The sequence below is a fragment of the Desulfosarcina cetonica JCM 12296 genome, from assembly GCF_001311845.1.
In the GTDB taxonomy this organism is placed as follows: Bacteria; Desulfobacterota; Desulfobacteria; order Desulfobacterales; family Desulfosarcinaceae; genus Desulfosarcina; species Desulfosarcina cetonica.
This window is the reverse complement of sequence record NZ_BBCC01000116.1, coordinates 1-19,855: the sequence shown is the minus strand read 5'-3', so window position 1 is coordinate 19,855 and position 19,855 is coordinate 1. Positions and strand designations below refer to the sequence as shown.

Genomic DNA, 19,855 nt, shown 5'->3' with positions numbered 1-19,855 from the left:
CCCCGCCCGGGCCGCCGCCGAAACCCGGCCGCTCACCCTTGACGAGGCCGTGCAACTGGCCCTGGATGGCAACCTGGGCCTTCAGATCGCCGCCGCCCGGGTCCTGGAAAACACCCACAAGAAGGCGGCCGCGCGGGCGGATTACTTCCCCCATCTTTCGGACAGCGCCGCCTATTCGATGCTTTCGGACAACCAGATTATCACCATTCCGGCCGGCGCGCTCGGCACCGTTCCCGGCCTGGGGGCCTTTCCGCTGTCACCGGTGAAGGTCTCCCAGGGATCGGATACCACCCTTCTCAACACCCTCACCCTCAAGCAGCCCCTGACCCAACTGCTCAAGGTCCGCGACGCGGAGCGTATCGCCGTTGCCGAACAGGCGGTTTCCGAAGCCGAGCGCCGTAAGGCCGAGGCGGATGTGGTGTTTTTCGTCAAGCAGTGCTACTTCGGATTGCTCCTGGCCGAAAAGCAGAAGGAGACGGCGCGGGCAACCATTGCCGAGGCCGAGGAGAAGCTCCGCGAAAGCATGGATGCGGTGACATCCGAAACCGTGCTGCCGGTGGCCGTCACGGGTACCCGGGTGAAGCTGCTGCAGGCACGGCAGGCGCTCTTGTCCGCGGATATCCAGGCGGCCGATCGAAGCGCCGAGCTCAGCGACCTGACGGGATTGCCGCTGGATACCCAATACCAACCGACCCTTCAGCGCCTGGATGTGGCCGAGCCCGCGCCCCGGCAAACCTACGTAGACGCGGCCATGGCCAGGAATCCCGAGATCCGGGCCGCCCGGGAGACGATCGGCAAGGCGCAAAACGCCGTCAGCGCGGCCCGACACGATTATATTCCCGACATCGGTTTGTTCGGCAGCTACATTCACCAGGACGGGGTTCCCTTTGTGGAGGAGGATATCGGTGTCGTCGGCCTGAAGCTGGATTGGGACCTTTTCGATGCGGGGAAAAAACGGGCCACCCTGGGGCAGCGCAAGGCACAGCTGGCCCAGGCCGAGGCCAACCTCAAACGAATCCGGCAGCAGGTGGCCGTGGCGGTGGGCAAGGCCTACCGCAAACTGGAACAGTCGAAAATGATGCTGGCGGTGGCCCGGGAGGCCTTGGCCCTGCAACACGAACGCCTGCGCATCGGCAGCGACCAACTGGAAGCCCGAACGATTACCGCATCGGCCCGCGAGACGTTGATCGTTGCCCGGAAGCAAGCCGAATTCAATGAACTCCAGGCCGCTGTCGCCTGTCATCTGGCCATGGCCGAACTGGAACGTGTGGCGGGCATCGGCGTTCCGGATGTTCGCGGGGACGCGAAAACGCCGCCCGTCAGAACCCCATGAGAATGCCCAGGTGAACCGCATTTGGAACCGATTCTACAAAATAAGGGTCGCAGGCATGGCCAGCTCCTACAGCAAACCCCGATAAACAATGACACCACTGGGAGTTGTAGGAGCGGTCCTTGACCGCGAAAAATAGAAAATCGATCTGAATGCGCCACCCCATGAGAATGCCGCGAAAGCGGTTGACAGACCCAAACATACCTGGGTATATGTCCTGGCTAACACCGTTCAGCAGAAGCTGAGCAATTCATTAGATCGTGTCGTAAACCACAACTTGGAATCCAGCCACGAAGGCCACGTCAGCGGGACCCGACCGTCCCGTTTTTTGCGTGGCTTTTTGTATTTTTGGGGCGGATGCAACCCGGGAGGCGCCGATGACCGGCCTGTCTTCGACCATGAAAAACAACGGTGCATCGTTTGACACCGACGAACCCCAACGGTCGCCGATGAAGCGGCCTCCGGGCCGGGTGACGGCCGCATTTCTCGGTCATGTGCGCCGAAAAAAGATCCTCTTGCTTGGCGGCATGGCCCTGGCCCTCGGGCTGGCGGTCATCGCCATTACCCAGGGCGCCTACGACATCAGCCTCGATCACCTTTTGCAGGTGCTTTCCGGCGCGGTCGCCGGGCCGGCCGATATCGTGGTCTGGAAGATCCGCCTGCCACGGATCGTTGCGGCCCTGGTGGCCGGCTGGGGGCTTTCGCTGGCCGGTCTGACGTTCCAATCCCTGCTGAAAAACCCCCTGGGCTCGCCCATGACCCTGGGCATCAGCCACGGTGCCGCCTTCGGTGCCTCCGCCGCCATCGTGCTGCTCGGTTCGGGACTCGTTGGGGTGACGGTTTGCGCCTTTGCCGGCGCCATGGGCTCGACCCTGGTGATCATGCTGCTGGCCTGCGTCCGGCGGCTTTCCGCCGAGGCCATCATTCTCGCCGGGGTGGCCCTGACCTCCCTGTTCATGGCCGGAACCGTACTGGTCCAGTACCTCTCTTCGGACACCCAACTGGCATGGTGGTGTTCTGGACCTTCGGCGACGTGACCCGGGCCGGCTGGAACGAGATCGGTATCCTGAGCCTGGTGGTGGCCGGGGTGACGCTCTTTTAATGCTGCGGCGCTGGGACCTCAACGCCATGGCCGCCGGGGAGGAGACCGCCAGCGGCTTGGGTGTGCGGGTGGCCCGCCTGCGCCTGGTGGGCATGCTGGCAGCGACCATGATGGCGGCCCTGGTGACGGCCTTTCACGGCGTGATCGGTTTTCTCGGGCTGATCGCCCCCCACATTGCCCGGCGCCTGGTGGGGGCCGACCACGGATTGTTGATCCCCTTCTCATCGGTGATCGGCGCCCTGTTGCTGCTGGCCGCCGACACCCTGGGGCGGGCGATGATCGGCTCCGGTGCCCTGCCGGTGGGAATCATCACTTCCTTCATGGGGGCGCCCATGTTTCTCTATCTCCTGGTCCGGGGGCGGCGATGATCCTGTCCGTGGCCAACCTGAACTTTGCCTACAACAGCCATCCGGTTCTGGACGGGGTCACCTTCAGCTTGGAAAAGGGGCAACTGCTGGCCATCCTGGGCGTCAACGGGGCCGGCAAATCGACATTGCTCAAGTGTCTCAACCGTATTTTGCGTCCCCAGGCCGGAACGATTCTCTTGGCCGGCGAGGATCTTTTGGGACTTTCCCAGAACGCCATCGCCCGGCGCATGGGTTACGTTCCCCAGCAGCACGAACAGCCGCGCCTGACCGTGTACGAGGCCGTGCTTTTGGGCCGGCGGCCGCACATGGGCCTTTCCGCCGGCAAGACCGACTATGCGGTGGTGGAAGCGGTGTTGGCGCGCATGGGCTTGTCGGCCATGGCCCTGCGCACCGTTGGGGATCTCAGCGGCGGCGAGGTGCAAAAGGTGATGATCGCCCGCGCCCTGGCCCAGTCGCCGCAGATTCTGCTCCTGGACGAGCCCACCAGCAACCTCGACCTGAAGAATCAGATCGAGGTGATGCGCCTGGTCCGGGACGTGGTTGACGTCGAAGGCCTGACGGCCGTGATGGCCATTCACGATCTCAATCTGGCGCTGCGGTTTGCCGACCATTTTCTGCTGGTCAAGGACCATCGGATCCACCGGCTGGCCGCACGGGACGAGCTGGATGCCAAAACCATCGAGCAAGTCTACGGCCTGCCGGTGACAATGCAGACGGTGGCCGGACAGCGCGTGGTGGTGCCGGTTTGATGGGCCATGGGCGATCGGCGATGGGGAATGGACCAAAGATGAGAAGAGATAGAATCGGGGGAGGTGTAATGAGAAATAGAATTGCGTGCCTGCTGGCGGTATTGCTGAGCGTATGGCTTTGCGTGCCGGCCATGGGCGCTGAACGCACGGTGACCGATCTGGCCGGTCGGCGCGTGAGCGTGCCGGAGCAGCCGAAGCGGATCATCTGCATCGGTCCGGGAGCCTTGCGCCTGATCGTTTATCTTCAGGCCCAGGATAGGGTGGTGGGCGTGGAATCCATGGAACTGCGCGAGCCGGCCGGCCGGCCCTACTGGCTGGCCCAGCCGCAGCTCAAGACCCTGCCCGTCATCGGACCCGGCGGGCCGGGAGCGATCAATAAAAAACCGGACATGGAGGCCGTGTTGCAAGCGGCACCCGATCTGATTTTCGTGACTTACATGGATGGCCCCCTGGCCGACACGGTGGCCGCGACCCTGGGCATTCCGGTGGTGGTCTTGAGTTACGGTGAACTGGCGGTTTTCGATACGGCCGTCTACACCTCCCTGCGTCTCGTGGGTACCCTTTTGGGCCGTCAGGAACGCGCCGAGGCCATCGTGGCCTATCTCGAGGGGTTGCGCCAGGATCTGGACCGGCGCACGGGCGGCATCCCCGAGGATGAAAAACCGCGCGCCTACATGGGCGGCATCGGCTATCGCGGCTCCCATGGCATCGAGAGCACCCAGCGGCAGTACATTCCCCTGGATTGGAACCATGCCATCAACCTGGCCAACGCCGTCGGATCGACGGCCGGCGGCGGCAGCCACGTGGTGGTGGACAAGGAGGCCCTTTTGGGGCTCGATCCCGACGTGATCTTCATTGACGGTGGCGGGCTGGCCCTGGTGGCCGAGGATCATGCCAAAAAACCGGAATTCTATCAGCCTTGAAGGCCTTTCGGGAAAAGCGGGTCTTCACCCTGTTGCCGTTCAACTTCTACACCACCAACATCGGTACGGCCATGGCCGACGCCTATGCCATCGGCAAGACGATCTATCCCCAGCATTTTACCGATGTGGATCTGGCCGCCAAGGCCGATGCCATCTATACGTTCCTGGTCGGCGAACCGGTCTACGCGCGGATGGCCGCCGACTATGGCCCTCTCGGGCAAGTGGCGCCGTTTGTCGGTGGCAAGTAGCATCGGATTCGTAAAAAGCTCAAGCCAGATCAACCAACACCTCCATGAAGGATGGACGCAGCCGTTGAAACGGAACTTGTCGGTATAACGCTCAACTGCAGATGACCTGAAAACAGACATGGAGGCAGAAGGATGAAAAGGACGATTTGTTTTGTGACCATGGGCGTGCTGTTGTTTTTCCATGCGGCGGCGATGGCCGAAGAGCCGGTGACGCTGGAATCGATCGTTGTTCGTGAAAAGAAACTGGTCAAGCCCACCAAGCAGACCAACGACACGGTCTACACCGGCAGCGAGATCACCCCGGAGGGTATCGATGCCCAGGGGGCCAAGGCCGCGGTGAGTGTCTACGAGGCGGTCAACGTGTTGCCCGGGGTGAGCGTCGAGAGCATCGACCCGTTTGGTCTGGCCGCCGAGCAGAAAAACATCCGTGTCCGCGGTGTGCGCGGTTTCCTGGGCGCCATGACCGTGGCCGGGATTCCCAATTATGGCGGAAACCCCATGGGCCCCGGGAGTATCTCTACGACATGGAGAATTTTGAAAGCATTGCCGTTTACAAGGGTGCCGTGCCGGCCGATCTGGGGACCGGTGTCGGGGCCCGTGGCGGCGCCATCGAATTGCGCCCCCTGTGGCCCGAGGAAACATGGGGCGTCAAATTCGGCCAGGGCGTCGGTGAAAACGCCTACAGCCGGACCTTCCTGCGGCTGGATTCGGGGGCCTTGCCCGCGGTCAATACCCGCCTGTCCGTCTCCGGCTCCTACACGGATGCCGAGAAATGGAAGGGGCCTGGCGACCTGGGGCCGCGCAAGAATGCGAACATCATGCTCAGCCAGCCGATCAACGATCGCGACGAAATCCATTTGTGGTACAATTACAACAGCCTGGAACAGCACCTGTATAAATCCATGACCTATGCCGAGGTTGAGGCATTGGGCCGCAACTACGACAATGACTACAATGACCGCCTGACCGGCATCGCCATGGAGGATATCAACTATTACGACTACAACCGCGGTGATTATCTGAACCGTGATTTCTTGGCCGAGATCCCACTGAGCTTTACCGACGCGTTCGGTCTGATCGTCAAACCCTACTATTCCAAGGAGGATACCGAGATCCTCGGCGGAACGACCGTAAGTGGGAACTACGTCGTGCAGCGGCGCATGCGCGAGATCGAGCGCTATGGCCTGATTTCTCAGCTTGACTATCGTTTCGAGTGGTTGACCGCCTCTCTGGGGTATTGGTATGAAGACTCGGATATGCTCATCAGCCAAAAGAACTATAATGTTTCGACACTCGCTTTTGCCGGCTACGGCATGGTGATGAAGAACGACGGTGACGGCATCGTGCACAGCCCCTACCTCAAACTGGCCGGCAGCGCCGGTCCGGTCGACTGGCAGGCGGGTCTCAAATATTTCCGCTACACCGATCCCGCCAGCCAGGGCTATACGGCGTCGGCGCCGGATTTCGAATTGGTCAAGGCCGCCGATCTCTACCGCAAGGAGAAAACCTACGATGAGTTTCTGCCCACGGTGGGCGTCGACTACCGCATCACCGACGGTATCGAACTTTTCGCCAGCTACGGTCGCAACCAGATCCGGCCCTATGCCTACGTGCCGCTGGTAAACGTCTATACCAAAAACCGGGCCGCTTTCCAGGCCGCCGGGGTGACCCTGGACGACATGTTCAGCGGTTATGACATGGAAACCTCCGACAACTTTGAGCTGGGTGCCCGTTTTCGTCGATCCTGGATCGAGATCGTGCCCACGCTTTTTTACGCCAAACACAAGAACTTGCTCACGACGGTCCACGATCCTCGCATCGGTCCCAACGTCAACTATTACCAGAATGTGGGCGAGGCCACCGGCTACGGCGTCGAGCTGGAAACCAATTTTTTCCTGGGCGACCACGTGACCTTCTTTTTCAACCCCACCTACACCTCTTTGACCTATGACGAAGACCTGACCTATGCCGGGGCCACCATGGATACCGAGGGCAACCAGGTGGTGGATACCCCCGAGTGGATGCTCAAAGCCGGCCTGATCCTGCGCTGGGGGGATTTCGAGGTGGTGCCCATGCTGAGCTACCTGGACGACCGATACGGGGACGCCGAAAATACGGAAGAAGTCGACGACTATGTGGTCGCCAACCTCAAGATCGGTTACACCCTGAAAGACCTCGCCTTTTGTAAGTCGCTGAAGCTATCCCTGGAATTCATCAACCTGTTCGACGAAGAGTATATTTCAATGATCAACGCCATGGACGACAGTCGGTCGGGACGCACGAGCTACTACGCCGGTGCGCCCTTCACCAGCTTGCTGTCCTTGTCCTTGGAGATCTGACCCAGGAGACCACGATGGAAAATGAAATCATGACGATGCCGGCCATGCAGCTCACTCCCGTGGGTGTAGTGCGCAGCCCCATCAAAAACCCCATGCTGCTGGCCGATGAAGCGGGGCTCTCGCTGACCGAACGCATGGAGAATGTCAAGATCTATCACCGCCAGGTGGAAAATGCCATTGTCGACTTGGTCATCGATGCCGCCTACGCGGAACTGCTCGACGGTATCGAGGGCTTTTCCCACGTGCTGGTGCTTTACTGGCCGCACCTGATCGATCCGGCCCGCCGGAACCTGAAGAAGGTCCATCCCATGGGGCGCAAGGATTTGCCCCAACAGGGCATCTTTGCCACCTGCAGCCCGGCCCGTCCCAATCCCGTACTGGTGTCGGCCGTTCCCCTGGTTGCGCGAGAGAAAAATGTGATTCAGGTAAAAGGCCTGGAAGCGGTGGACGGCAGCCCGATCATCGATCTGAAACCCTATTCAAAAGCCTACCTGCAAATGGAGGGTGTGACGGTGCCGGCCTGGATGGAGCAGATCCACCGGGAACTGGAAGCCGATTAAGTGATATCACCATAAGGAGAACGGCAATGAATGCACAAGATATTATTGAAAGTGAGGATTTCAAACGCTGCGCGGCCTTTCACGGCCATGTCTGCGGCGGTCTGGCCATCGGCTACGTGGCGGCCACGGCCGGTCTGAACTGGCTGGAGGAGCAGCGCGCCCTGGATGAGGAACTGGTGGCCATCGTGGAGACCGATGCCTGCTGCGTGGATGCGATCCAGGTGCTGACCGGCTGCACGTTCGGCAAAGGCAATCTGATCTACAAGGACTACGGCAAGATGGGATTTACTTTCTTCAATCGCCGCACCGGCAAGGGCGTCCGCCTGATCATGAAGCCCGATACCTTCCGGGTCAATGAACGCCAGATTGAACTCTTCAAGAAAACCCGCGACGGCAGTATTACCGAAGCGGAAAAAGAAGAACTCGCCGCCCTGGGAACCCAGCGGATGACCGAGGTGCTCAACACGAAGGCCGAAGACCTGTTCAATATCACCCCGGTCACCACCGGCATGCCCGACAAGGCGCGCATCGACGCCTCAAAGCCGTGCGCCCGCTGCGGCGAGCCGACCATGGCCTCCAAACTGGAGACGGTGAATGGGGCGCTGGTTTGCCGGGGATGTTTGGTTTGATCCTGAAAGTCTGGCCATGACCAGTGCCTCTCTGACGCGCAGATTGAAAAATGCGGCTGCTTCTCCTGTTTGAGGCAACCGGAAAAAAGCACCGGCATGAGAAACATTTCCACGCCTGATGGATAAACATGAATATGCAGTCTAAAAAAACATTTGCATCGATTGAATACGAAAAATGCCATCCGAACCAATGCAGTCCCGACAAGGGAGTTTGCTTGGCCGTACCGGCGTGCGATCACAAAGTGATCAAGCAACTGGACGGCCCTTTTGAATCACCCGTCGTTTTTCAGGACATGTGCATGGGATGCTGGGACTGTATCGAAGCATGCCCTTTGGATGCCATCGTCACCAAGCATGTCGGATCATGAGCAAAAGGGCGTAACTTCATACCATGCAACAGGAGGCAAACGAGATGAAAACCAAAAAATTTATGCAATTCATGATGATGGTGGCCGTGATGATGATGGTGGCCAGCCCGGTGGCGGCTCACTTCGGCACGATTATCCCATCGGATGACATCGTGACCCAGGATGACGACAAAACGCTGAAGATCGAGGTCAAGTTCCTGCATCCTTTGGAAGGGCATTACATGGAGATGGTCAAACCCAAGCAGTTCGGCGTGATGCATGACGGGAAAAAGACCGATCTGTTGGCCAGCCTCCAGGCAGCCAAGGCCAAAGGCCCGGATCAGGATAAGTCGTTTACCTTTTGGCAAGCCGATTTCAAAATCCGCCGGCCGGGTGACTACACCTTTTTTGTCGAGCCCACGCCGTATTGGGAGCCCGCCGAAGACTGTTTTATCATCCACTACACCAAGGTCTGCGTGGATGCCTTGGGGCTGGAGGAAGGCTGGGACGCGCCCGTGGGGTTGGAGACCGAAATCATTCCCATGACGCGGCCCTACGGGCTGTGGACCGGAAATCTGTTCACCGGACAGGTCCTGCTCAAGGGCAAGCCGGTTCCCTTTGCCGAGGTGGAGGTCGAGTACCTGAACGAATCCCCGGGTAATAAAAGCATCGTGGTGCCGCCTTCCGATCCCTACGTGACCCAGGTGGTCAAGGCCGATGCCAACGGTGTCTTCAGCTACGCCATGCCCAGGGCCGGATGGTGGGGATTTGCCGCCCTGAACGAAGCGGACTGGAAAATCAAGCACGATGGCCAGGACAAGGGCGTGGAGATCGGTGCGGTTTTCTGGGTGCACACCATTGACATGAAATAGCCGGAAGTTTCTGTAGGGGCGAAATATTTTTCGCCCCTACGATGTGGCCGAAGTATTCTATTTAGATGGAGATCCGTATGAACATCATGAAACCCATGAAATATGTGCTTGTGGTGATGGCCGTGGTGCTGCTGTTCGGCGGAACCGCGATGGCCCATAAAGTCAGCCTTTTCGCCTACGCCGAGGGAGGAAAGATCTACACCGAGAGTTACTTTCCGGACGGCAAACCCGTGCAGGGCGGCAAGGTGATGGTGTATGACAGCCAGGACCAGCTGATCCTGGAAGGCGTCACCGACGATGAGGGACTGTTCAGTTTCGATATCCCCAAGATCGACGATTTCAACATCGTCATCAATGCCACCATGGGGCACAAAAACAGCTTCAAACTGAAAAAATCCGAAGTGGAGGCAGGAAAATGACGACCCTACAAAGAGGTCTGGCGATCGGTGTCGTGGGCCTCTTTCTGTGCATTCTCCCAGGCAGTGCTTGGACGCAGGACCCACCTCGTGAAGACGCGCAGACAGTGACCGCCTTGCTGAAGGAACAAAACAGCAAGTTGTCTAGAGAGCTCAGGCGCATTCAGCGGGAAATCGCGGCCCTGCGCGAGGACCTCGGCAAGCCGGGTTTCAAAGACGTGCTTGCGGGCATCGGTTACATTTTCGGTTTGTTCGGGGTGGCGGCGTATGTCGCCTCTAAACGTAAGGAGTAAACCATGCATATTTCCGACGGGGTTCTTCCCGTTTCCGTGGCCATCGGGGGTTACGTGGCCAGTGCCGCCCTGACCGTTTGGAGTGCCCGCCAGACCCGCAGCGAGGAGATGCCCAAGCTGGCGGTCATGACCGCCGCGTTCTTTGTCGCCTCCCTGATCCACATTCCTTTCGGTCCGACCAGCGTGCATTTGATCATTCCGGGATTGACCGGTGCGATTTTGGGGCCATCGGCCTTTCTCTCCATCGGCCTCGGCCTGCTCTTGCAGAGTTTGCTGTTTCAATTCGGCGGCTTGACAGCCTGGGCGCCAATGCCCTGATGATGGGGCTGCCTGCGTTGGTATGTGGCTGGTTTTTTAATAAATTCAAGGGTAGTGCGCCCTCGCGACAGGCCTTGGTCGGCGGTCTGGTCGGTGCCGGGGGAACCGTATTGGCCGCACTGATCCTGGCTCTTTTGCTCGTCACCGGCGGCGAGGATTTTTTCGGGGTGGCCAAGATCGCCTTGGTGGCCCATGTACCGGTGATTATCATCGAAGGCGCGGTCAGCGCCCTGACGGTCGGCTTCTTGGCGCGTGTCAAACCGGCCTTGTTGCTGCATGCCTTTGAAAGTCCCCCTGGACAGGCGCATGGCTGATCCGACCCTCATCCAGATGCCCTTGTGGCAGCTTCTCGTCATGGTGATCACGCCGCTGGCGGTATTGGGTGCCGGGGTGACCCTGCTGCGGTGGTTGATCCGCAAACGCAGCGCGGAAAAAGATGATCCGGACTGGTCGGTGCCGCAACTGGAAGGCACGGCCGGCCGTTCACCGTTTCACCGCTGGGATGTACGGTGTAAAATCGTCACCATTCTGGTCTACAGTTTCATGATCACGGCCATCCAACAGATAACGCCGGCGTTCGTGGCCATCGGTTTGTCGTGTCTGGTTCTGGTGGTGGCCCGGGCATCCTTGGCAAAGGTGCTGATGCGGCTGTTGGCCATTGTGGGCTTCATCACCATGTTTTTACTGGTCATGCCCTTTACCGTGCCCCTGCACAGCGGCGACACGGTGATTGTCTTCGGTGGCTTGAACTGGCTTCATTTCAGCATGCGCGGCTTTTGGCTGGCCGCGACCATTGCCGCCAAGGCCGTGGCCATTACCCTGCTCATGGAGCCGCTGCTGGCCACCGCGCCGCTGCCGGTGACCTTGCAGGGATTGTCCCGCTTGGGTGTACCGGATATGGCCGGCCAGATGGTCCTGCTCAGCTACCGTTATCTGAACGTTTTCCGCCACGAGGCCCGGCGCATGTCCACCGGCATGCAGGTGCGCGGCTTCCGTAAACGCTCCAACGTGGCCACCGTCCAGACCATGGCCAATTTCCTGGGGATGTTGTTCGTGCGCAGTTTCGAGCGCACCGAACGGGTCTTTGACGCCATGCGCGCGCGTGGCTACAAGGGACATTTCCCGGATCAGGCGGAACTGCGCCTGCGGCCGGTGGATCTTGTCGGGGCAGGCCTGTGGTTGATCATCGGCGTAGCCCTGCTGGTTTATGATCGCATGTTATAGTGTTCAAGATCATGTTTTTGGACTGCGTTATCGGTCGTCGCGGTATGGGGTATACAGCTTCCTCCCTCTGGCCTTGCCAAAAACATGATCTTAAACACTCTGAAAGACACCCGATGCGCGAAGAGAATTCTCACCTACCGCCGCCCCAAGTAAAAGACACGCTCTTTTGCCTAAGTTCCCTGAATTATCGCTATCCGGGTGGCATCCAGGCCCTGAGCGGGATCAACCTCGAGATTGCTTCGGGCGAACGCCTTGCCCTGGTCGGACAAAACGGATCCGGCAAGACCACCCTGATCAAACAATTATGCGGATTGTTACTGCCCGCCGATGGCGCTGTCCGTTTTAAGGGTGAGCCGCTTCAAGGCGATCATCTCGATCGCAGCCGGCTCAAGATCGGCCTTTTGTTTCAGGATCCCGACGATCAGCTATTCGGACATACCCTGATCGACGATGTTGTCTTTGGTCCTTCCAATCAGGGCCTTTCGCGTGAACCTGCCCGGCAGGCCGGACTGTTGGCATTGGAACGGGTTCATCTGGCGGACAAGGCCTACAAGGCCCCGCATCATCTCAGTTACGGGCAAAAAAAACGGGCCGCCCTGGCCGGCCTCTTGGCCATGCAGCCGGACGTTTTGCTTCTCGACGAGCCCACCACCAACCTGGATCCGGGTCAGGAGCAGGTGTTCCTGGATCTGCTCCTGGATTTTACGGGCACGCTGGTCTGCATCAGCCACGACCTGCTTTTTCTCTACGAGCTGTGTCAACGCGCCGTGGTCATGGAAAAAGGGCGCATCGCGCACGACTACACCATGAACGACCTCGTGGCCCAGCGCAGCCAGTTGCGCGCCTACGGTCTGGATTTCTCGTTTCGTCTGGAACCTGCCACCAATGGCACGGATGACGGGCCGTCGGTATGCGCCCGTCAAAATTCGGCGCCGTCGACATCTCCGATGACACCGCCCATGATCGCGCTTGGTAACTATGCTTTCCGCTATCCGGATGGCACCCGTGCGCTGACCGGGGTGGATCTGTCCATCGCGACCGGCGAGCGGATCGCCCTGGTGGGTGAGAACGGGGCCGGGAAGAGCACGCTGCTGGCCTGCCTTTTGGGCTTGCAACAAGGACGCGGGACTTATCTTTTCGAGGGCCAGCCGGTGACCCGCCGGTTGCGCAGGCATCTGTGGCGCAACATCGGCATGGTGTTCCAGGACAGCGGTGACCAGCTGGTCTGCCCCAGCGTTGGCGAGGAAGTCGCCTTTGGCCTGAAGCAGTTGGGGGTTTCGAAAAACGAAATCCGCCGGCGTATGGAAGAAGCACTCTCCCTCGTGCGTTTGGAGGGCTTTGAAGCGCGCGTTCCGCTGCACATGTCCGGTGGCGAGCGCAAGCGCCTGGCCCTGGCCTGTGTGCTGGCCATGTCGCCCAAACTGCTGATCCTGGATGAACCCTCGGCCGGGCTCGATCCCCAGGGTGAGGAACTGTTGCTGTCCATCATCGCTGAACTGGATGTGACCCTGCTGCTGGTCAGTCATGACATGTTTTTCGTCAATGCGCTGAGCCGCCGGACGGTGGTCATGCACCAGGGGGCGATTTGCCAGGACCTGTCCACCGAGGCATTTTTCAGGGATCCCGGGCTGGGGAATCTAAACGGCTTGGCCTATACTTTTCGTCAGCGTTGCGGCGAGGCCATTCGGGTCTTGCAGCATGAACACGCGCACAGCCATTTTCACCGGCATCTGCATGACCATCCCCATGAGCATGCGTGGGTGGCGCACGACCATCTCCACAAGCACAATCACGCCCACCGCCACCACTTTTTGCACACCCATCCCGGTGAAGATGAACCGCACGAACATGCAACCCGGAGATATCACGATCATTATCATCATGACGGCGATCATGGTGCGCACGACCATGACCATTTTGTCCCGGATGACCCGTCCATGACCGGCGAATCCGGAGAAAGCGACTCGAAACCCGACAACAAAAAATAACTTTGATGGACGCGTAACGCCGATATCGGGCTGTTTACGAATCCGTCAACGTTTAACGCGGAAGACATTCCCATGCATGACGTCAACTTTCATCACCAACACGAACTGGACCAGTACGGGTTTCTGGGTTGCTGCAAGGATTGCCGGCGGAGCCTGGAGATCATCAAACCCCATATCATGGCCTTTGCCGAGCGGATCAAGCAGTATGACGATGAAGCCTTGCGGGCGATGAGCCTGATGATCTTTACCGGCTTTTCCTGCTGCTCGACGATCTGGCGCATATGGACGCCGGTGAGCATCTTGCCGCTCTCATCCTGGACGAACCCGATATTCGCGGTGTGCTTCCGGTGATTCGCGATTACTACAACACCTTTTTCAGCATCCATGAAGTCCATCTGGCCGAGCGGCTGTTCGCCCCCGGCAATCCATGGGAAACTTTCAAATCGTTTCCGCTCTATCCACGCTACGAAGCCCTGATGAAAAACCAGATGGAGGCCAACGGTATCAAGGCGGGTACCCGGATGGCGTTCATCGGCTGCGGCCCGGTGCCGTCGAGCCTCATTATCCTGAACCATTTGGCCGGCATCCGGTCCGTGGGGCTGGATATTTCCGAAAACGCCGTGGATCTGTCGCAACGCGTGATCCGCTGCTTCGGATTGGAAGACCAGATCGAGATCGTTCAGGGCGACGAAACCCTGCTGGCGAATCTGGATTGGGACGTGGTGCTGGTGGCGGCCATGGCGGATCCCAAGGCACGGATTTTTCAAAACCTGCGCCGCATCCTGCAGGAAAAGGGCCGGCGGGATTCGCTGGTTGTTTTCCGGACCTACACCGGCATGCGGGCCATCCTGCATGTGCCGGTCAGTCCGGCCGAAACCGAGGGATTCAGGATCGTCAACACGTTTCTCCCCATGGGGCGGGTCAATAACACCATCGTTGTCGCCAAACTGGATGACTGAACCCCTATGATCGCAACCATCAAACAACAGATGCTGGCCATTTTCGAGGATTGCCGCGATCTGTCCGCCGCGCAAATCCTGAACCTTCCGGAAGATCGATTCGGTCCCCATGTGGAAGCGTTGAACCGACTGGCGGCCCGGGAGGTCGAAGACGCCGTGGTCGACGCCCTGATCGCCGATGCGACGCTGCAGCCGGCCATTGAGAAAATTGCCGGCCTCAAGCAGGTTCACGGGTTGCGCCTGGAGCGGGAGCGGGCAGGGGAGGTGATTCGTAGTACCACCCCCTGGGACATTCTCGAGGGGTTCGTCTATTATCCCAATTATCTCCGGCTGGCGGAAATGGAGTTTACCGGTGCCGATCTGAAACCCAACGAACGGGTGGTGTTTCTGGGCAGCGGTCCGCTGCCGCTGAGTCTGATCAGCATGGTGCGCCAATATGGCATCAGGGGTGTCGGGATCGAACGGGATCCGCTGAATGCCCATCTCTCGCGGCAGGTGATCGCCGCCTTGAAACTCGGTGACAAGATCGACATCATCCTGGGCGATCATTTCGTGCTGCCGCTGTCCGTGCCATGTAACCTGGTCATGGTGGGCGCCGATGCCATTCCCAAGAGTGAAATTTTTGCTCATCTGGCGCAGACCCTGCCCGACGGGATGAAAATTTCCTACCGTGTTTACGAAAAGGGGTTGCGACGCCTGTTCGATCGGGACCATGTGCAAGCGCTTCCGCATCCGCTGCGGGAATACCGGCGGATTCGGCCTCAACCGCCGGTCAATAACACATCCGTCTTTGTTCTGAAGGGTGCTATGCATGGTTAACGATAAGCGCCTGAACGCCAGCTCCGCATCAATTCCGACCCCGTTTCTTCTGGTTGACGAGGCCATCGTCAGGAAAAATATCCGCAAAGTCCAGGATTATGGCGATCGGCACGGATTTGCCGTGCGCCCGCATGTAAAAACGCACAAATCCCTTCGCATCACCCGCATGCAGTTGGATGCCGGGGCCGTTGGTGTTGCCGTGGCCAAGGTTGGCGAGACCCAGGTCATGGCGGCGATCGAGAATCTTGACATCCTGGTTGCTTATCCGGCGGTGGGGCCCCGCGCGCCAGATCCCTGGCCAAGCTGGCACGGCATCACAACATCAGCGTGGCTGCCGATACCGAATACCTGATCGACGAACTGGCCCATGCCGCCGGCGAGCAGGCCGTCACCATCGGCATTTTGATCATGTTCGACGCGGGGCTGCACCGCTGCGGCGTCGCCGATCCCGGGCAACTCGCCCGTCTCGCCCGTTTGGCCGCCACCCGCAAGGGCCTGCGCTTTGACGGCGTTCAGATCTATCTGGGCCACCTTTATGGCGACGCCGCCAGGTCAGCCGACAGTTTCAAGACCATCAACCGGTTGTGGGAGCCGGCCCATGAGGCCTTGTGCGCTGCCGGGCTCAGGCCGCGAATCGTCTCCTCCGGGTCGACCCCGTCGGTTTTCCATACCCACCGACTCCGGCATGTAACCGAGATTCGCGTGGGTACGGCAGTCTACCAGGATTACTTCAGCCTCAAATTCAATCATTGCACCCTGGATGAATGTGCGGCCCGTGTTGTCGCCACCGTGGTTTCCGATGTCGTCCCGGGGCAGGTGATCATCGACGCCGGTGCCAAGGCCCTGTCCGCCAAGCAGCTTTTACGCAATGAGAACCTTGAGATGGGTTTCATTCCCGAATATCCCGAGGCCCGTATTTTCCGCCTCCACGAAGAGCATGGCTGGGTCGACGTCAGTCGCTGCAAGGCGCCCCCGCGGATCGGACAGCGTCTCAGTATCGTTCCCGTTGCCGTGAGTCATTGCGTCAATCAATACGACGAATTTCATCTGCTCATGACTGGTGGCGGAGTGGAAAAGGAATCTGTCGATGCCAGGGGGTGCTACCATTGAACGCAAATGCGCTTAACCTGCGGGAAGTGAACCTAAAGCCTTCCTGATCCATCAAGTCTTCTCAATAAAAAACATAAATGCCGAGGCCACGAAGGACCCCTTAAGGGGAACGAATCCTTCGCGGCCTTTTTGTTTTCCGGATGTGCCGTCCCCTTTGAAAACTATTTTGGAAACATCAATTCTGAATGGATCGGGGAAGGCAGCAAGTCCGGCTGCCTTCCCCGATGAGTAATTACGGAAGATCCGGATCCGGCAAGCCGGCAAGCTGGTCTACCGTCTCTTCGACGTCCCTTTGTGCGAAAGACTTGGGATGCGTTCCTTGCGGGAGCTCGAATTTCTGGAATACATCGACGAAAGCCTCAGGCTCATCCAGTTGGTTCAAGAACCACAGGTCGGTGCAAAGCTTTTGAAGATATCCGTTTGTATATTGTCCGCAGCCGGTTTCGTCGGTGGTCGGGAAAGTGAAACCCAGGAGATATCCTTGCCACGGATCCGATGAACTGGCTCGGTGATAGATGATCGAGGCGGGTTTGGTGAAATCGTTGCCTCCGGTGGCGTTTGGGTAGGTGGCTGCATAGCCGCTTTTGCCGGGTGTCGCGTTCAAGACCACCATCAGGGAGTCTTCCTTGCACCAGGCTGAAGCCCCTGGACAAACCAGGATTCGGTCGACGTTGCCGGAAAGTTCGCCTTCGCGAAATTGGCCATGATGAATCCCGAGGTCACGCCGGGGCAGTAGTGATCGTGGAATTCGAGGGCCCTGACGAAGGATGCGGGCGCGCCGGCGGCAACGGCATTGGCGATGCTCACGATACGAAACTCGTTGCCTCCGAAGGCTTGATACCCCGTGCTCGTGTCGGAAGCTGGGAACGTATCGTTGTCATACAGGTACTCGGTATTGATCTTCTCGATGGAACGGATGCTGAACAGTTTGGCGGTCTTAAGCGGTTTTGAACAATGCTCGGGGTCGACTTGAAGGTAAACGCAGTACCCTGATCGCTTATCGTAAACGGCAAACCAGAGCGGCACGCGCGGTGCCGAATGGATCTCGACGAGCGTGTTGGCACCACGGCTGACGCGTGTGATTTTACTTAAACCATCGAGCGCCGCCATGGTGGATTGGTCATCAATCTCCGCGTAACCGGCGTTGGAGAGAGCGATGAGCTGTCGGGCTCCCGGCATCTGTTTCGCTTTTTCATGATCATGAAAATCGCCTCGGTGGCGGCTTTCTGCCCCACAGACTTCCATGTGCTATATTGATTGTGGCCCCCCTGGCCGGCCGTTGCCACGGCCGGCACCATCGCCGCCACGCACGCCAGAGCAAAGGTTACCATCAACATTCCAGCCAATAAGACGTTCAGTTTTTTGAAACCCATGGTCATTTCCTTGTCCCTTCCTTAATAATGAGGAATTCAATGAGCCAGCGAAATATCCGCCGGAGCTTCCACACAATTTTTTTCTCATAACAAACCCATACCGGCTTTTCTCAGAGGGCAGCCTTGCCACTGACCGTGGAAATAGATGGGGCCACGGCTTTCTTTCAATGTATAGAGGCTATCTGGTATATCAAACCGGGGTGGAGGAAGTAAAAAAGCCACGCCGGCCGCCTGCTGATCAATGCTTGGGCCTTCATGGCTTTGGTTGGAAATGGGAAAATAAAGGTGTTGCTGTTGAGTAAGAAACCATTTTCCTAATGGAAGAGTATATATTCTTTAAAGGAAAATGGGTTGGCTGTAAACTCCTTTTTTCCTTTTGCGTCCTTTTGTTTCTTTGAAATTCAATCCAAAATACTCATTTGGCCCCTTCCATTGCCCTGCCGGTAAATTCAGCCGACATTCTTCTTCTTCGTCTGGAGATAGACGAAAAGTGTTTGACAACCCGTTTGCCGATCGCTAATAGAATCCTATTCTCAAAATATCGGTTTGAAAATCGTTCCGTCAATTTACTGCCCGCAATCGATCCTTCCACAACACAAGCCACGAAGGCCTTGATTTGAATCCTTCCGGGAAGCGCGCTGGATGTGGTTGTTTAATCGCGCGTTCGCTTAATTTTTCAATTTGTTATGTATAATAAGGAGTTATTGATGAAAGTAAAAGGATTGAGCTTGTTGGCGGTGATTCTGGTTGTCCTGGTCTTTTCTGCCGGTTTCGCATGGGCAGGCATGGCCGCGCTTCAAGATGAGGCGGCCGTCGCCTTGAAGCAGGCCATGGCAAAACTCGACAATCCAACCGACACACAGAACCTGGTCTGCCTGACCAACGCGGGGTATGCCATGATCGACGGCGAGGGCACCCTGAGCCTTTGCAAAACCGTTCGCGACATCTGCGGCGTCTCTGCGGACACGGGCAACATCCTGCGGGTGCACACGGCCTTTGACGCGCCCTTGTATTTTGCGCTGGCCCATAAGACCGGCCCGGATACCTTGCCCCTGGTGCTGATTTCACAAAACGGCAAGGCCTTTGCCGTCTCGGAACCGCTGGATGTCTACGTGAAAAAGGGGAAGTCATTTGAGGCGTTCAAGTCCCTCGGCCGGTATTCCTTCTCGGTGGTGAGTATGGTCAACGGCTGGGCCAACGACTTTCCCGAAGATCTGATGCAGGCGGCTTTGTACCACGACCATTTATGCGGCGGTGTCTCCACGGGGTTTCTGACCGTCGGTTACATCAAGAAACATTTGCCGTTGTCCGAGGGTCAGCAATACACCTACATCGGTGCGCCGGCATGGTGCCAGGACGATTATATTCTCACGGCCATGAACCTGACGCCGGGCAAAAGCGGCTACCGATCCATGAAATTCAATTGGACGGATACCTGGAAGACGGCCGAAAAGGCGTACACGAACCTGGGCGGGCTGGTTATCCGTTACGATCCCAAAACCGAGAAAGGCGATGCCACCCTCCTGAAATTCGATTGGCGACGCGACGATATGATCAAGTTCACCAACGACCCGGACATGGATTGGAACGGACTGAAAAATCCACTATTGCATGTCTATTACTCACGGTTTTATCTGGCCAACAAAGATCATCCCGAAAAATTTCTTTCCGTTATCGCCACCAAGTCCATTGACAGTCAGGCGGATCTCGATCGTTTGGTCGCCATGGGGGCAAACCCATTGGCGGAGATACTGGGCAAGCGTGTCAGCGACGTGAAATAAGGTTGCCGGAAATCAATAATTCCCCAGATCGCGCCGGATTTGGGGTCGTCTACAAGGCGCCGCCACCGGTGCATATCGGGAATATGTGCCGATGGCGGCAACGTGGT

General features: G+C 58.3%; 23 protein-coding genes and 1 pseudogene. 22 read left to right on the top strand and 2 right to left on the bottom strand.

Annotation, left to right across the window (positions count from 1 at the left end; all coding sequences use genetic code 11):
- The 21 genes and pseudogenes from JCM12296_RS22040 to JCM12296_RS21950 all read left to right on the top strand — a co-directional run.
- A partial coding sequence (locus JCM12296_RS22040; RefSeq protein WP_054698101.1) for a TolC family protein occupies positions 1 to 1,333 on the top strand: 1,333 nt, incomplete at its 5' end.
- Between the two features lie 374 nt (positions 1,334 to 1,707).
- Positions 1,708 to 2,367, top strand: a complete 660-nt coding sequence (locus JCM12296_RS47945; protein WP_218188225.1) for a FecCD family ABC transporter permease — start codon at positions 1,708 to 1,710, stop codon at positions 2,365 to 2,367.
- A 64-nt stretch (positions 2,368 to 2,431) separates the two neighbouring features.
- Complete coding sequence (locus tag JCM12296_RS47940; protein WP_218188224.1) at positions 2,432 to 2,800, top strand: FecCD family ABC transporter permease; 369 nt, start codon at positions 2,432 to 2,434, stop codon at positions 2,798 to 2,800.
- Positions 2,797 to 3,549, top strand: a complete 753-nt coding sequence (locus tag JCM12296_RS22030; RefSeq protein WP_054698097.1) for an ABC transporter ATP-binding protein — start codon at positions 2,797 to 2,799, stop codon at positions 3,547 to 3,549. The genes JCM12296_RS47940 and JCM12296_RS22030 overlap by 4 nt, the downstream gene beginning before the upstream one ends.
- A gap of 68 nt (positions 3,550 to 3,617) precedes the next feature.
- On the top strand, positions 3,618 to 4,472 hold the full coding sequence (locus JCM12296_RS22025) for an iron ABC transporter substrate-binding protein (RefSeq protein ID WP_218188223.1): 855 nt from the start codon (positions 3,618 to 3,620) through the stop codon (positions 4,470 to 4,472).
- On the top strand, positions 4,469 to 4,720 hold the full coding sequence (locus JCM12296_RS42330; protein WP_218188222.1) for a hypothetical protein: 252 nt from the start codon (positions 4,469 to 4,471) through the stop codon (positions 4,718 to 4,720). The genes JCM12296_RS22025 and JCM12296_RS42330 overlap by 4 nt, the downstream gene beginning before the upstream one ends.
- Before the next feature lie 524 nt (positions 4,721 to 5,244).
- Positions 5,245 to 7,059, top strand: coding sequence for a TonB-dependent receptor (locus JCM12296_RS22020; protein WP_246804731.1), 1,815 nt, complete (start codon positions 5,245 to 5,247; stop codon positions 7,057 to 7,059).
- Between the two features lie 14 nt (positions 7,060 to 7,073).
- Positions 7,074 to 7,619 (top strand): tRNA (N6-threonylcarbamoyladenosine(37)-N6)-methyltransferase TrmO, encoded by a 546-nt coding sequence (tsaA, locus tag JCM12296_RS22015; protein ID WP_054698094.1) that lies wholly within the window; start codon positions 7,074 to 7,076, stop codon positions 7,617 to 7,619.
- A gap of 26 nt (positions 7,620 to 7,645) precedes the next feature.
- Positions 7,646 to 8,248, top strand: a complete 603-nt coding sequence (locus JCM12296_RS22010) for an FmdE family protein (RefSeq protein WP_054698091.1) — start codon at positions 7,646 to 7,648, stop codon at positions 8,246 to 8,248.
- Between the two features lie 128 nt (positions 8,249 to 8,376).
- Complete coding sequence (locus tag JCM12296_RS50710) at positions 8,377 to 8,616, top strand: 4Fe-4S binding protein (protein ID WP_054698088.1); 240 nt, start codon at positions 8,377 to 8,379, stop codon at positions 8,614 to 8,616.
- Positions 8,617 to 8,660: 44 nt separating this feature from the next.
- Positions 8,661 to 9,467, top strand: a complete 807-nt coding sequence (locus JCM12296_RS22000; RefSeq protein ID WP_054698085.1) for a DUF4198 domain-containing protein — start codon at positions 8,661 to 8,663, stop codon at positions 9,465 to 9,467.
- Positions 9,468 to 9,544: 77 nt separating this feature from the next.
- Entirely contained in the window at positions 9,545 to 9,886 is a 342-nt protein-coding gene (locus JCM12296_RS21995; protein ID WP_246804729.1) for a carboxypeptidase regulatory-like domain-containing protein, read from the top strand.
- Complete coding sequence (locus JCM12296_RS21990) at positions 9,883 to 10,176, top strand: hypothetical protein (RefSeq protein ID WP_054698080.1); 294 nt, start codon at positions 9,883 to 9,885, stop codon at positions 10,174 to 10,176. Before JCM12296_RS21995 ends, JCM12296_RS21990 begins: the two co-directional genes overlap by 4 nt.
- A gap of 3 nt (positions 10,177 to 10,179) precedes the next feature.
- Positions 10,180 to 10,808 (top strand): annotated as a pseudogene (gene cbiM, locus JCM12296_RS50705) (cobalt transporter CbiM).
- Positions 10,801 to 11,718, top strand: coding sequence for a cobalt ECF transporter T component CbiQ (gene cbiQ, locus JCM12296_RS21980; RefSeq protein WP_054698077.1), 918 nt, complete (start codon positions 10,801 to 10,803; stop codon positions 11,716 to 11,718). Before cbiM ends, cbiQ begins: the two are co-directional and overlap by 8 nt.
- A 113-nt stretch (positions 11,719 to 11,831) precedes the next feature.
- The gene (locus JCM12296_RS21975; RefSeq protein WP_083456399.1) at positions 11,832 to 13,706 is read left to right on the top strand and encodes an energy-coupling factor transporter ATPase; all 1,875 of its coding nucleotides are present in this window, start codon (positions 11,832 to 11,834) and stop codon (positions 13,704 to 13,706) included.
- A 72-nt stretch (positions 13,707 to 13,778) separates the two neighbouring features.
- Positions 13,779 to 14,057, top strand: coding sequence for a hypothetical protein (locus tag JCM12296_RS42325; protein ID WP_054698074.1), 279 nt, complete (start codon positions 13,779 to 13,781; stop codon positions 14,055 to 14,057).
- Complete coding sequence (locus JCM12296_RS21965) at positions 13,988 to 14,665, top strand: nicotianamine synthase family protein (RefSeq protein ID WP_218188221.1); 678 nt, start codon at positions 13,988 to 13,990, stop codon at positions 14,663 to 14,665. Before JCM12296_RS42325 ends, JCM12296_RS21965 begins: the two co-directional genes overlap by 70 nt.
- A gap of 6 nt (positions 14,666 to 14,671) precedes the next feature.
- Positions 14,672 to 15,484, top strand: a complete 813-nt coding sequence (locus tag JCM12296_RS21960; protein WP_054698066.1) for a nicotianamine synthase family protein — start codon at positions 14,672 to 14,674, stop codon at positions 15,482 to 15,484.
- Positions 15,477 to 15,836, top strand: coding sequence for a type III PLP-dependent enzyme domain-containing protein (locus JCM12296_RS42320; protein WP_054698063.1), 360 nt, complete (start codon positions 15,477 to 15,479; stop codon positions 15,834 to 15,836). The genes JCM12296_RS21960 and JCM12296_RS42320 overlap by 8 nt, the downstream gene beginning before the upstream one ends.
- The gene (locus JCM12296_RS21950; RefSeq protein WP_054698060.1) at positions 15,812 to 16,594 is read left to right on the top strand and encodes an alanine racemase; all 783 of its coding nucleotides are present in this window, start codon (positions 15,812 to 15,814) and stop codon (positions 16,592 to 16,594) included. Before JCM12296_RS42320 ends, JCM12296_RS21950 begins: the two co-directional genes overlap by 25 nt.
- Positions 16,595 to 16,826: 232 nt before the next feature.
- On the opposite strand, the gene JCM12296_RS21945 is transcribed toward JCM12296_RS21950, so the two are convergent.
- Both JCM12296_RS21945 and JCM12296_RS21940 read right to left on the bottom strand, forming a co-directional pair.
- On the bottom strand, positions 16,827 to 17,207 hold the full coding sequence (locus JCM12296_RS21945) for a hypothetical protein (protein ID WP_054698057.1): 381 nt from the start codon (positions 17,205 to 17,207) through the stop codon (positions 16,827 to 16,829).
- Positions 17,207 to 17,839, bottom strand: a complete 633-nt coding sequence (locus tag JCM12296_RS21940) for a hypothetical protein (RefSeq protein WP_054698054.1) — start codon at positions 17,837 to 17,839, stop codon at positions 17,207 to 17,209. The genes JCM12296_RS21945 and JCM12296_RS21940 overlap by 1 nt, the downstream gene beginning before the upstream one ends.
- An 835-nt stretch (positions 17,840 to 18,674) precedes the next feature.
- Between JCM12296_RS21940 and JCM12296_RS21935 the strand changes: the two genes are divergently transcribed.
- Positions 18,675 to 19,748, top strand: a complete 1,074-nt coding sequence (locus JCM12296_RS21935) for an FmdE family protein (RefSeq protein WP_054698051.1) — start codon at positions 18,675 to 18,677, stop codon at positions 19,746 to 19,748.
- Positions 19,749 to 19,855 lie beyond the last annotated feature (107 nt).